12 protein-coding genes are annotated in these 12,644 nt (G+C 72.3%); 4 read left to right on the top strand and 8 right to left on the bottom strand.

All coding sequences use genetic code 11. The features are described from left to right. Positions 1 to 96: 96 nt before the first annotated feature. Positions 97 to 1,179: a succinyl-diaminopimelate desuccinylase gene (gene dapE, locus ACWD2L_RS21405; RefSeq protein ID WP_351333432.1), complete on the bottom strand. Its 1,083-nt coding sequence runs from the start codon at positions 1,177 to 1,179 to the stop codon at positions 97 to 99. Between the two features lie 62 nt (positions 1,180 to 1,241). Here dapE and ACWD2L_RS21400 point away from each other — a divergent pair, with 62 nt between their 5' ends. Beyond that, entirely contained in the window at positions 1,242 to 2,189 is a 948-nt protein-coding gene (locus ACWD2L_RS21400; RefSeq protein ID WP_351333430.1) for a heavy metal transporter, read from the top strand. Positions 2,190 to 2,487: 298 nt separating this feature from the next. Next, positions 2,488 to 2,916 (top strand): ATP-binding protein, encoded by a 429-nt coding sequence (locus ACWD2L_RS21395; protein ID WP_351333428.1) that lies wholly within the window; start codon positions 2,488 to 2,490, stop codon positions 2,914 to 2,916. Between the two features lie 496 nt (positions 2,917 to 3,412). Here ACWD2L_RS21395 and ACWD2L_RS21390 read toward each other — a convergent pair whose 3' ends face one another. Together ACWD2L_RS21390 and fdxA are read right to left on the bottom strand one after the other, a co-directional pair. Then, on the bottom strand, positions 3,413 to 4,516 hold the full coding sequence (locus tag ACWD2L_RS21390) for a bifunctional succinyldiaminopimelate transaminase/glutamate-prephenate aminotransferase (RefSeq protein WP_351333426.1): 1,104 nt from the start codon (positions 4,514 to 4,516) through the stop codon (positions 3,413 to 3,415). Between the two features lie 103 nt (positions 4,517 to 4,619). Next, a complete protein-coding gene (gene fdxA, locus ACWD2L_RS21385; protein WP_266713752.1) occupies positions 4,620 to 4,940 on the bottom strand; it encodes a ferredoxin in 321 nt (106 codons plus the stop codon). A 140-nt stretch (positions 4,941 to 5,080) separates the two neighbouring features. Between fdxA and ACWD2L_RS21380 the strand changes: the two genes are divergently transcribed. Together ACWD2L_RS21380 and ACWD2L_RS21375 are read left to right on the top strand one after the other, a co-directional pair. After that, complete coding sequence (locus ACWD2L_RS21380) at positions 5,081 to 6,085, top strand: GNAT family N-acetyltransferase (protein ID WP_351333424.1); 1,005 nt, start codon at positions 5,081 to 5,083, stop codon at positions 6,083 to 6,085. Between the two features lie 64 nt (positions 6,086 to 6,149). After that, positions 6,150 to 6,992: a transglutaminase-like domain-containing protein gene (locus tag ACWD2L_RS21375; protein WP_351333422.1), complete on the top strand. Its 843-nt coding sequence runs from the start codon at positions 6,150 to 6,152 to the stop codon at positions 6,990 to 6,992. 19 nt (positions 6,993 to 7,011) lie between these two features. Here ACWD2L_RS21375 and ACWD2L_RS21370 read toward each other — a convergent pair whose 3' ends face one another. The 5 genes from ACWD2L_RS21370 to ACWD2L_RS21350 form a co-directional block, all read right to left on the bottom strand. After that, entirely contained in the window at positions 7,012 to 7,623 is a 612-nt protein-coding gene (locus ACWD2L_RS21370; RefSeq protein ID WP_351333420.1) for a response regulator transcription factor, read from the bottom strand. Between the two features lie 10 nt (positions 7,624 to 7,633). Next, on the bottom strand, positions 7,634 to 8,785 hold the full coding sequence (locus tag ACWD2L_RS21365; protein WP_351333417.1) for a sensor histidine kinase: 1,152 nt from the start codon (positions 8,783 to 8,785) through the stop codon (positions 7,634 to 7,636). Further along, a complete protein-coding gene (locus ACWD2L_RS21360) occupies positions 8,782 to 9,522 on the bottom strand; it encodes an ABC transporter permease (protein WP_351333589.1) in 741 nt (246 codons plus the stop codon). The genes ACWD2L_RS21365 and ACWD2L_RS21360 overlap by 4 nt, the downstream gene beginning before the upstream one ends. Before the next feature lie 5 nt (positions 9,523 to 9,527). Then, complete coding sequence (locus tag ACWD2L_RS21355; protein ID WP_351333414.1) at positions 9,528 to 10,436, bottom strand: ABC transporter ATP-binding protein; 909 nt, start codon at positions 10,434 to 10,436, stop codon at positions 9,528 to 9,530. 136 nt (positions 10,437 to 10,572) lie between these two features. Next, a complete protein-coding gene (locus tag ACWD2L_RS21350) occupies positions 10,573 to 12,558 on the bottom strand; it encodes a hypothetical protein (protein WP_351333411.1) in 1,986 nt (661 codons plus the stop codon). Positions 12,559 to 12,644 lie beyond the last annotated feature (86 nt).

Here is a 12,644-nt window from a genome sequence, read left to right as displayed (position 1 = left end):
CTGGGGTCCGGGGGTTACCCACCGGGGAGACACAGCACGCACTTACGTAGAGCAAGGGTAGGTCTACGCGGGTTACATACGAGGGACCTGGACGTATCAGGAAGCGGTGAGCCAGGCGGCCAGGCGCTTCTCGCCCTCCAGGATGAGCGAGGTATCGACCCGCTCGTCGATCTTGTGCGCGAAGATCGGGTTGCCGGGGCCGTAATTGACCGCCGGAACGCCGAGTGCGCTGAAGCGGGAGACGTCGGTCCAGCCGAACTTCGGGCGTACTTCGCCGCCCACGGCGGCCACGAAGGCGGCGGCAGCGGGATGGTTCAGGCCGGGCCGGGCGCCGCCCGTGTGGTCGTCGACGACGATCTCCTCGATGGGGCAGCCGGCGAAGAAGTCGCGGACGAACTGCTCGGCCTCCGCCATCGACCGGTCGGGCGCGTAGCGGAAGTTGACGGTGACGGCGCACTCGTCCGGGATGACGTTGGTGGCGACGCCGCCCTCGATACGGACCGCGTTGAGGCCCTCGTGGAACTCCAGGCCGTCGACGACCGGCTTGCGGGGCTCGTAGGCGGCGAGGCGCTCCAGGATGGGGGACGCAGCGTGGATGGCGTTGTGTCCCATCCACGCGCGCGCGGAGTGGGCCCGCTCGCCCTTGGTCTTCAGGATGACGCGCAGGGTGCCCTGGCAGCCGCCCTCCACGTCGCCGTTCGTCCCCTCCAGGAGGATCGCGAAGTCGCCCTCCAGCCAGTCGGGGTGGGCGTCGGCCACATGCCCGAGCCCGTTGAGGTGTGCGGCGACCTCTTCGTTGTCGTAGAAGACGAAGGTGAGGTCGCGGTTGGGCTCGCGGACCGTCCGCGCGATCCGCAGCTGGACCGCGACGCCCGCCTTCATGTCGCTGGTGCCGCAGCCCCACAGGACGCCGTCCTCGTCGAGCCGCGAGGGCACGTTGTCGGCGATCGGGACCGTGTCGATGTGTCCCGCGAGGATGATCCGCTCGTCGTGCCCCAGGTTCGTCCGGGCCACGATGTTGTTGCCGTACCGGTCCACCGTGAGGTGCGGCAGCTCCCGCAGGGCCTCCTCGATCGCGTCGGCGAGCTCCTTCTCGCTGCCACTCGGCGAGGCGAAGTCGACCAGCTGCGCCGTGAGGCGCGCGGCGTCCTGGGTGAGGTCAAGGGGGGTGCGGTCCATGGCGTCGAGCCTAATACCCGTGGGACGAGGGGCCTGTCAGTGGACTCCAGTACCTTGGACGCGTGCCTGAGCCCCCCACTCTCGTCCGGCGCGGCCGCCTCCTGCGGATCGGCGCGGCCGTCGTCGTGCTGCTCGCTGTGGCCACGTACATGGCGGTGCAGTACGCGACCGGGGGCCGCTCCAAGCCGAGATGCACGGTCATCTCGGCGGACGGGGAGGGGGACGGGGCGACGTACGAGTTCACCTCCGAGCAGGCGGTGAACGCGGCGACGATCGCGGCCGTCGGCACCTCGCACGGCATGCCCGAGCGCGCCGTCACGATCGCCCTCGCGACGGCGCTGCAGGAGTCGGGGCTGCGCAATATCGACTACGGCGACCGGGACTCGCTGGGCCTGTTCCAGCAGCGGCCCACGAAGGGCTGGGGCACCGCGGACCAGATCATGGATCCGGCGTACGCCTCCGAGCGCTTCTACTCGCACCTGGCGCAGATCCCCGGCTACTCGCGGCTCCCGCTGACCGCGGCCGCGCAGCGCGTGCAGCGCAGCGGCTTTCCGCAGGCGTACGCGAAGCACGAGCCGGACGCGACGTTGCTGGCCGCCTCGCTGACCGGTCGCGCCGCCGCGTCGCTCACCTGCGACGGGCGGGCGCTCGGTGGCGAGGGTGTGCGGTCCGGCGACCCCGCGCGCGTGCGGGCCGCGCTCGCCCGTGACTTCGGGCGGGACGTGGCGTCCGCGAAAGGGTCGGGCGAGAGGTCCGTCCGCGTCCCCGTGCCTGCCGCCGTCGACTCGGCCGAGGGCGGGGAGCGGCAGCGCGGCTGGGAGCTGGCGCAGTGGGCGGTGGCCAACTCCTCGACGCTGCGCATCGAGCGGGTCTCCTACGCGGGCCGCGAGTGGGCCGCCGGTGGGTCCGGGGACACCTGGCGCAAGGTGTCCTCCGCGAAGCGGGGTGGCCGGTCCGGTCCCGCGGCCTCGATGACCGTCGGTGAGGTCCGGATCGTCACTGGGCAGTAGTCCGGGCGCTCACTCGAACGGGTAACGCGGATCATGCTGGGTGGACGTCGAGAGGGCACCTTCGGGTGAGGTGGGGCGCTGCCCCCAAGACCCTTGTGAGCAGGGCGGCGTAAGGGTTCTGCAGAGGGCGGCGATGCGTGCACTTTGCCCGTTTCTGCCCACAACTGATAATGCGACGCATTACGAACCCTTTACGTTTCCGACCCGCAACCTTCCTGGGGGCTGGGGCTGTTGTCACGGCGTCCGATCGCCGCACGGCAACCGGGCGCCAAACGTTCTCTCCCGTCTAAGGAGCATCATGTCCCTCCCCCTGACCCGTCGGATCGCCCGCGCCGCGCTGCTCGTTGCGGCAGGAGCGGCGCCCGTGGTCGGTGCGGCCGGCTCCGCCAGCGCCGTCGCCCTTCCGGCCACGACCGATCTGGGCGGTGTGACCGCCCTGGACGGTGCGAACGTGGGCGGCACCGTCGACGGCGCGGCGCGGCATGCCACCGGTGCTGCCGGTGCCACCGGCGGCAAGGCCGTCCAGAAGGCCGTGCCGGCGGCGGGCAAGGTCGTGGGCTCCGGCGCGAAGACCGCCACGCCGGCGGCACAGGAGGCCGCGGGTGGGGCGGCCGGTAGCGCGGGTGACGTGCTCGGTGAGACGACCAAGACCGCGACGGATGGTGGGCTGCCGGTGGGTGGTGGTGGCCTGCCGACCGGGGCGCTGGGCAACCTGCCGATCGGCTGACCGCCGGTTTGGTTGAACGGGGTGCCGGGAGCGTTCTGCTCCTGGTGCCCCGTTTTGCTGCCGGGCCGTGCCGTGGCCGGGGCCTGTCGTATGGGTGCGCGGCACCGGGGTGCCGCCTTGCCCACCCTGCCGCCCAAGGCGGCAGATTGCCCAAGGCGGGGGTGGTCGACCGCAACCGGTAGGGAGGCGGGTGGCGGCAGATTGCCCAAGGCGGGGGTGGCGGCCACCCGTACGCCTGAGTGGCGGGTTACCCAGGCGGTGGCGGTGCCCCGTCGGGCCGACGCTCCCGGAGGGGGCGGGTGGGTGGGAGATGGGCGGGCAGCCTGGTGGCGGTCCACTGCACCGTGGCGGTGGGTGGATCAAACCCCGCTCTTGAGCGAGAGCCGACGCCCCCGGGCGGAGCCCCCGGCTCGTGAGGCCCCGGCTCGTGAGGCTCCGCCCACGGGCGGAGCCCACAGGTGCCCGGTGGTGGGAGCCGGCAGGCCCCCACCACCCCTCAGGCCAGCCGGGCCACCGCCGCCGCCACTCGGTCGTCCGAGGCTGTCAGGGCTACGCGGACGAAGGTGGTGCCCGCCTCGCCGTAGAAGTCGCCGGGGGCCACCAGGATGCCGAGGTCGGCCAGGGCGGACACCGTGTCCCAGCAGGACTCGTCGCGGGTGGCCCAGAGGTACAGGCTCGCCTCGCTGTGTTCGATGCGGAAGCCGTGGGCCAGCAGAGCCGAGCGCAGCGCCTCGCGGCGAGCCGCGTAACGCTCGCGCTGCACCCGCACGTGCTCGTCGTCGCCGAGCGCCGCGACGACCGCCGCCTGCGTCGGCGCGGAGGTCATCATGCCGCCGTGCTTGCGGATCTGGAGGAGCGGGCCGAGCACCGAGGCGTCGCCAGCGATGAACGCCGCACGGTAACCCGCCAGGTTCGAGCGCTTCGAGAGCGAGTGGACCGCGACCAGACCCTCGTGCGAGCCCCCGTTGACGTCCGGGTGCAGGACCGAGACCGGGTCGGCCTCCCAGCCCAGCTCCAGGTAGCACTCGTCGGAGAAGATCAGGATGCCGTGCGACCGCGCCCAGTCCACGATGCGCTTCAGCTCGTCCTTGCCAAGGACCCGACCCGTGGGGTTCGACGGGGAGTTGAGCCACAGGAGCTTCAGGCCGGCCGGGTCGAGCTCGGTCGGGTCGTCGTAGACGACGTGGTCCGCGCGGGCCAGCCGGGCGCCCACCTCGTACGTCGGGTACGCGAGGCGCGGGTACGCGACCTTGTCACCCGGGCCGAGGCCCAGCTGGGTGGGGAGCCAGGCGACCAGTTCCTTGGAACCGACGACCGGCAGGACGTTCGTGTGGTCGAAGCCACGGGCGCCGAGGCGGCGTTCGCACCAGCCGACGAGCGCGTCACGCAGCTCGGGGGTGCCCCAGACCGTCGGGTAGCCCGGCGAGTTCGCGGCGTCGACCAGCGCCTTCTGGATCAGTTCGGGCACCGGGTCGACGGGCGTGCCGACGGAGAGGTCGACGATGCCGTCCGGGTGCGCCGCGGCCGTCTTCTTGTACGGCTCCAGCTTGTCCCAGGGGAAGGCGGGGAGGCGGTCGATGGGGGCCGGGACGGTGGACACGGTCAGCTCGCTCTCATACGGGGTGGTGGAACAAATACCTCGGTCCCGTACGGCAGTCAGAGCCGTACGGGACCGGGGCAGCGCCTGTGCGTACCGCTGACGGTTACTGGTTCTGCGGCGGCAGCGCGGCGATGAAGGGATAGTCCTTGTCGATCAGGCCCATCTTCGAGGCACCACCGGGCGAACCGAGATCGTCGAAGAACTCGACGTTCGCCTTGTAGTAGTCCTTCCACTCCTCAGGAGTGTCGTCCTCGTAGAAGATCGCCTCGACCGGGCAGACCGGCTCACAGGCGCCACAGTCGACGCATTCATCCGGGTGGATGTACAAGGACCGCTTGCCCTCGTAGATGCAGTCGACCGGGCACTCCTCGATGCACGCCTTGTCCTTGACGTCGACACAAGGCTGCGCGATGACGTAGGTCACGCTGTCGTTCCTCCTCGATAGGGCGCTGGCGGGCCTCCGCAGGCTCCGCCGCCTGGCGCGCGGGAGCGCGGCGTCGTCGATGCCCGCCTCTAGTATCTCCGTTCCTGGCCATGATCCGAACAGGAGGGGTGGGGCGAGCTGTGGAATTCACTGCGGGCGGACGCCTGGAAGTTCGCATTTCAGGTGATGACGTGGGGAAACGCGTCTCTGTGCGACGGGTGAGCGGGGACGGTTCCGCGGGTCGAAAGTTCACCGACACCGTCGGAGTTCTCACATCGTGGAACGATGGTGTGCTCCTCGTCACACGGAGAAACGGTGAAGGTGTGCGGATCGAGGAGTCCACGCTGGTCGCGGGGAAGGTCGTGCCGGCCGCGCCCGCGCGTCGCCGCGGCCCCTCGGCCACGTACCCGGAGCTCGCTCGCGTCGCCTCGCGCGCGTGGCAGCCGATCGAGAGCGAGCGGCTCGGCGAGTGGGAGCTGCGCGCCTCCGAAGGTTTCACCCGGCGGGCGAACTCCGTACTCCCCTTGGGGGATCCCGGCCGTCCGCTCGACGACGCGCTGAGCCGCGTACAGGAGTGGTACGCGGCCCGTGGCCTACCGGCGTACGCGCAGACGGCGACCGGGGCCGAGGGGGCGCAGGAGGTGCTGTGCGCGGGGCTTGAGGAGCGCGGGTGGGCGCGCGAGGTGAGCGCAGAGCTGCGGATCGCGGCGCTCGCGCCCATCGGGGACGCGCCGGACGCGCCGCACGTGTCGCTGAGCCGCGAGCCGGACGAGGCGTGGCTCGCGCGGTACCAGCGCAAGGGGGCGAGCGAGGTCGCGCTGAAGGTGCTGTGCGCCGGCCCCTCGGTGTGGTTCGCGACCGTGCCGGGCGACGGTGGCGTGCCCGCCGCGATCGGGCGGTGCGTGGTCGACGGGCGGTGGGCCGGGTTCGCCGCCGTCGAGGTCGACCCTGCGTACCGCCGCAGGGGACTCGCCACGGACGTGATGACGGTGCTCGCCCGGCAGGCGCTCGACGAGGGCGCGTCGGCGGCCTGGCTCCAGGTCGAGGCGGACAACGCGGGTGCACACGCCCTCTACGACCGCATGGGTTTCGCCACGCATCACGCGTACCACCACTACCGTGCTCCGGAACGGCGTGACGGTTGATGCCGTAGCGACGAATGCCGTACTGATCGATGTAGCGATCGGCCTGAAAGGGCACGAGGCACGTATGTCCCCCCACCTTTCCCCCCGTTCCACGGAACTGCGGCGGCGGTTCGCCGAAGAGGCGCGGGCCGAGCGGCCCGATCTGGCGCAGCTGTGTCTGCTGCTCGCCGCGCAGGGCGACGCCTCGCTCGACGAGGCCGGCATGGACGCCGTGCAGATCGAGCTGGACGAGCTCGCCGGTCGGCTGCCGTACCGGCCGGGGTCGCCGCACGGCTGGGCCACCGCGTGCGCGGAGCTGCTCGGCGCACGCGCCGGCTTCCACGGCACGCCGAACGACTACCAGCGGCTCGAGTCGTCCCTCCTGCACGAGGTCGTACGGCGCCGCAGAGGGCTGCCGATCCTCTTGTCGGTGGTGTGGCTGGAGGTGGCCCGGCGGGCGGGCGCGCCGGTGTGCGGGGTGGCCCTGCCGGGGCACTTCGTGGTCGGCTTCGGCCCCACCGACGAGCAGGTGCTGGCCGATCCGTTCGACGGCGGGCGGGTCCTTACGGGGTCCGACGCGCAGACGCTCGTGGCGGGGGCGACAGGCGGCCCGCTGGATCCGTCGATGCTGCGGCCCGCCGATCCGCTGGACGTGGTGCTGCGGATCCTCAACAACATCCGGGCCTGGGCGGCGACGCGGCCCGAGCGCTCCGACGTGTCGCTGTGGGCCGTGGAACTGTCGCTGCTGCTGCCCGCCCACCCGGCGCGACTGCGCTACGAGCGGGCCCAGCTCCTCGTACGCCGCGCGGACTTCGTGACCGGGGCGGTGGAGCTGGAGGCGTACGCGGACGTGGTCGGGGCCGTCGACGAGACGGCGGCGGAGTCGGTGCGGGAGCAGGCGCGGGCGGCCCGCGCGATGCTGAACTGAGCCGCCGGGCCGCCGGGAGTCACAGCCAGCCCTTGTCCCGCGCCGCGGCCACCGCCTCCGCCCTGTTGCGGACCGCCAGCTTCTGGATCGCCATCGACAGGTAGTTGCGGACCGTGCCCTGCGACAGGTGCAGCGCGGTCGCCAGCTCCGCGTTGGTGCGGCCGTCCGCCGCCGCGCGCAGCACCTCGCGCTCGCGGTCGGTGAGCGGGTTCGCGCCCTCCGCGAGGGCCGCCGCGGCGAGCGTGGGGTCGATGACACGTTCGCCCGCGAGCACCTTCCGTACGGCGTCGGCGAGTTGCGCGGCCGGGGCGTCCTTGACCAGGAACGCGGCCGCGCCCGCCTCCATGGCGCTGCGCAGATAGCCGGGCCGACCGAAGGTGGTGAGTACGACGACCTTCAACCCCGGGAGCGCCGCACGCAGTTGGGCGGCCGCCTCGATGCCCGTGCAGCCCGGCATCTCGATGTCGAGGAGCGCCACGTCCACGGCGTGCGCGCGGGCCGCGGCCAGGACCTCGTCGCCGCGCGCCACCTGCGCGACGACCTCGATGTCCGCCTCGAGTCCGAGCAGCGCGGCGAGCGCCTCGCGCACCATGGACTGGTCCTCGGCCAACAGCACCTTGATCACGCTCATGCGGCGGATCCTAGACGTCCGCGGAGGCGGCCGGGACCCGGGCCACCAGACGGAAGCCTCCCCCGCGTGCCGCGCCCGTCTCCAGGGTGCCGCCGACCGCGGTGAGTCGTTCGGTGAGGCCGGTGAGGCCGTTGCCCGGCGGCGTCCCGGACGGGCCGGAGCCGTCGTCCTCCACGGTCAGTTCGACCTGGGGTCCTTCGAGGGTCTGACGCCGGGTGACCTCGATGACGCAGCGCCGTGCGCCACTGTGCCGTACGACGTTGGTGACGGCCTCGCGCAGCGTCCAGGCGAGCGCCGACTCGGGTGTCTCGGGCAGCTCCGGGGTCTCGGACGGCACGTCCGCGGCGACGCCCGCCGCGGTCAGCGCGGCCTGGGCGCCCGCGAGTTCGGTGGCGAGCCGGGCGCGCCGGTAGCCGCTGACGGCCTCGCGCACGTCGACCAGGGCCTGCCGGCTGACCTTCTCGATGTCGGCTACCTGGTCGGCCGCCTTGTCGGGGTGGTCGGGCAGCATCCGCCCCGCGAGCTCGCTCTTGAGCGTGATCAGCGACAGCGAATGGCCGAGCAGATCGTGCAGGTCGCGGGCGAGGCGCAGGCGCTCCTCGTTGGCGGCGAGCTGGGCGACCCGGGCGCGCGCCTGGCGCAACTCCCGTGTCGTGCGCACCAGTCGGCGTACGCCCGTCATGGAGAAGCCGCCCAGCAGCGCGGAGACGACCAGACCGATGTCGGGTCCCGCCCCGAGGTGCAGGGCGAGCGCCACCATCACGCCGGTCACCACGAGGATCATGATCTGTGCTTGCCGCATGGGCAGCACGGCCCCGCAGCCGACGGCGACGTACACGAAGAGCACCAGCCAGGACTCGCCGAGCGTCAGGCAGAGCACGCAGGCGAGCACGGGCAGGAGGCCGAGCACCGAGACCACGACGGCGCGGGCGAACGGGCGGTTCGTGTGCCGGAACACCAGCACCAGGTACGTGAGCGTGAACGCGCCGAGCCCCGCCCAGCCGAACACGGTGCCCACCGTGCTGTGGTGGCCCGCCGCCAGGTCGCCGACCGGGTCGCCGAGGAAGACCAGCCACACGCCGATCCACAGCGCTTTCACGAACAACTCGCGTCGGTTCGACGGCGCTCGGCCGGCCTCCGCCCACTCCCCTGGCTCGCTCACGCCTTCAACGTGTCCTTCCGGTACAGCCAGGCCGCGCCTCCCGCGAAGAGCAGGAAGTACGCGACGAGCAGTGCGACGTCCTTGGCCTCGGGGGCGCCACCCAGCTCGATGGCCTGGCCGAGGGCAGCGTACGCGTGAGTGGGCAGCCATTCCGCGATGTTCTGGAGCCACTGCGGGAATCCGGTCGTCGGCATCCACAGGCCGCCCAGGATCGAGAGCCCGAAGTACGTGATCATCGTGATCGGCCGGACGGCGTCGCCGGAGGCGAGATAGCCGATGGCCACGCCGAGCGCGGCGAAGACGAGGCTGCCGACCCAGATCGAACCGGTGAGCGCGAGCCACTGCCAGGCGTCGAACCGTACGTCCTTGAAGGCCGCGGCCACGACGAAGACGACCACGATGGACGGGAGCGAGACGACGGCGGCGCTCGCGGTCTTCGCGAGGACGTAGCCGCGTCCGGGCAGCGGGGTGAGCCGCAACTGCCGCACCCAGCCGTTCTCCCGCTCCTTCGCGATGCGCTCGCTGTTGCCCATGAGGACGGCGGTGAGCGCCCCGAAGGAGGCCATCGAGACCATCATGAACGCGGGCACGTTCAGGCCCGTTCCGTCGACCATACTGGTGCTGTCCGCCTTGCCCGCGATCAGCAGGAAGAGGACGGACGGGTAGATCACGGAAAAGAACAGGAACTTCCGGTTGCGCAGGGCGCGGGTGAGTTCGAGCTTGATCAGGCTGTTCATGCCGTTCATCGGGTCTTGGCCTCCTCGGCCTCGGTGATCGCCACGAAGGCCTGTTCCAGGCCGAGTCCGGCGACTTCGAGATTGCGCGGGTAGACGCCGAGTCCGTAGAGCGCGTGCACGGTCGCGTCGGCGTCGGTGGACTGGATGCGGACGGTCTGCCCGCTGACGGATACGCCGGTCAGGAACGGGAGGCCCTTGATGGCGGGTTCGTCGATCGCGCCCTCCAGGTCGAAGGAGACCCGCCGCGCTCCCGCCTTCGCCTTGATCTCGGCGGCCGTGCCGTCGGCGAGGAGGCGGCCGCGGTGCAGCACGAGGACACGGTCGGCGATCGCGTCCGCCTCCTCCAGGTAGTGCGTGGCGAACAGCACGGTGCGGCCCTGGTCCGCCTGCTCGCGCATGGTCGCCCAGAACGCCTGCCGGGCGCTCACGTCCATGCCGGTCGTCGGCTCGTCGAGGACGATGAGGTCGCTGTCGCCCGCCGTGGCGAGGGCGAAGCGGACGCGCTGTTCCTGGCCGCCGGAGAGCTTGTTGACCTTGCGGTCGGCGATCTGCGTGAGTCCGGCGCGGGCCAGCACCTCGTCGGCCGGGTACGGCTTCGGGTGCAGGGCGCAGCCGAGCCGGACGAGTTCGCGCACGGTCACCTCGTCCATCAGGCCGCCGCTCTGGAGCATGGCGCCGACCCGTCCTGCCGTGATCGCCTCGCGCGGGCTCGTGCCGAAGACACGGACCTCGCCGGTGTCGGCGGGGCGCAGGCCGAGGAGCAGGTCGAGGGTGGTGGACTTGCCCGCCCCGTTCGGGCCGAGCAGGGCGACGGTCTCGCCCGCGTGCAGTTCGAGGCCCAGGTCGTCGACCGCCCGCACGGTGCCGTACGTCTTCGTCACCCCGCTGAAGGTGACCGCTGCGTGTGTCGTCATGGCATTCAGCGTCGCCGCTGGGCGGGGGTGCGCGGCAGTGTCGTCAAGCGTGAGTCCCGCATGACGGATGTCATGCGGGACTCGTGACCCGGGTGCGAGTGCGCGGGTGCGCGGGTGTGCGGGTGTGCGGGCCGAGCTATCCGGCGTTCGTCTGGATCTCCGCGGTGCGCTCCGCCGCGGTCTTGCCGAGCAGCGCCTTACCGATGGCGGCGGCCACGTCCGTGGGCTGGACCGGCGTCTTCTTGCCGGTGCCGCGGGTGACCAGGACGCCGTCGAAGGTGTTGCCGTAGAGCTGCTTGAGCACCGGGAGGTTGTACTTCTCGACCAGCTTCCCGTTGACCGGCTGGACGCTCAGGATCTTCGGCAGCGACTTGTCGGGACCGAACTGGATCGAGGCGCCACCCGCCTTGACCGTGACCAGTCCGGACATCGCGGGCTCGGCGAACTGCTGCATCTTCCGGTCGACCTCGGCGTCCGGGATCGTCGGCTTCTGCGTCGACGTCGCCAGCGGGACCGCTCCGGAGGCGCCGGTCTCGACCTGCGCGTTGTACGCGTCCTTGACGGCGGCGGCCGACTGGGCGAGGTCGAGCCCCTTGCCGGTCTTGCCGTAGACGGGAACGGCCTTGCCCGGCGCGAACTTGATCGTGCCGTCGCCGGACGCGGCGGCGCCGCCCGCGGCCCGCTGCAGGGACGCGGCCAGCTTCTCCTCGTCGACGGGCATGACCGGGGCCACGACCCGCTCGTTGCCGAACAGCGAGCCGATCACCGAGACCGGGTTGTAGTCGCTTCCCGCGGCAGCGGCCACGGTCGACGCGGTGTCGAAGGAGAGGCCCGCCTGGGCCGGCTGCATCGCCACGGTCTTGCCGCCGACCTGCAGCTTCAGCGCCTGCTGGGTGCGCTTGCCGAGGGCGTTCTCGAGCTTGCTGGTCGCCTCGTCGCGGGTGCCGCCACCGATGTCGACGCCCGCGACGGTGGTGCCCTTCGGGACGTCGGCGTGGTTCATCAACAGGCCCGCGCCGTACGCGCAGGTGGCCACGACGACGACGCCCACGCCGAGCAGCACCAGCTTGTTGCGGCCCTTCTTCTTGGGCGCGGGGGTGGACGGCACCGGGTCGGGCAGCTTCGGCGGGGTGTGCACCGCGGGGCCGTCCGGGCCCTGCTGGAACGGGTCGGAGGCGCCGGGGGACTTGGGGCCGCCACCCTCCGAGGGGACGACGCGCATGCCGCTGGTGAGCGTGTCACCCGAGACGTTGTTGCCCCTGGTGTTGCCGCCCGCGGGCGGCTCCGGGGCCGGCTTCTGCGGCGTGAGGATCGCGGTGTCGTCGCTCATCCGCGGCGGCGACTGACCGGCACCGGGGACCAGCGGGTTGGGGACGCCGGGCGGCACCATCGGGCCGTCGCCCGCGGCCGGGCCCGTGGTGGGGCCGGTGGGCCCTTCGCCACGGTCGGGCGCGCCCGGGTCCTGGTTGGCGTTGGCGTTGGCGTTGGCGTTGGCGGAGAAGAACGGCAGGTCGTCGCGGGGTCCCGGTGGTCCGCCCGCGCCGAGGGGCCCGGCCGCCACGGCACCGGACACGTCAAACCCTCCGGACGAGCCACCCGAAGTACCACCCGAAGTACCGGGCGGGCCGCCACCGTTGGATCCCGGAGCGGGCGGCGTGGGCGCGCCACCCGCACCGCCACGCGGCTTGCGCGGCGCGAACCACTCACTCGTCCGCTCCTCGCGCTGAGGCGCGGGAGTGGGGGTGGGCTCCTCAAGCCCCGCCGGCGCTTGAGGCGCGGGGTCCGGGGCAGAGCCCCGCGACGTAGGACCGGCGGGCGGACCCGCAGCCCCGGGGACCGGATCCGCACCGCCCTTCGGCGCCCCGTCGACATCGCTCATCGGCGTGCGCATGACGACCGGCGGGATCGGCCGGGAGCCGGGGATGTTGATCCGGATCCGGGTCGTCAGCGTCGTCTCGGTCTTGGGTGACTCCGGGGCATCCTGGTCGCCCGGCGGCGTCGGACCGGCGTCATCGGACGCCGCGCCCTGCGCGGGCGATCCGTACGGAGGCGTCCCCGACGGGTAGGCGGCAGCGCCGCGCCCCTGGGGCCCGGAGGACGAACTGTCAGTTTCACGGCTCAAGGCAGGTTCTCCCGGTTGGCTCCGCCGCCCGTCTCGACCTCTCGCGGGCTGCTCGGCGGCGCGCACCACCATACTGGCCGCCGCCG

This window comes from Streptomyces sp. NPDC002754 (genome assembly GCF_053592315.1).
Note: the sequence above shows the minus strand (reverse complement) of the source record. Positions and strands in the feature narration are given on the sequence as shown.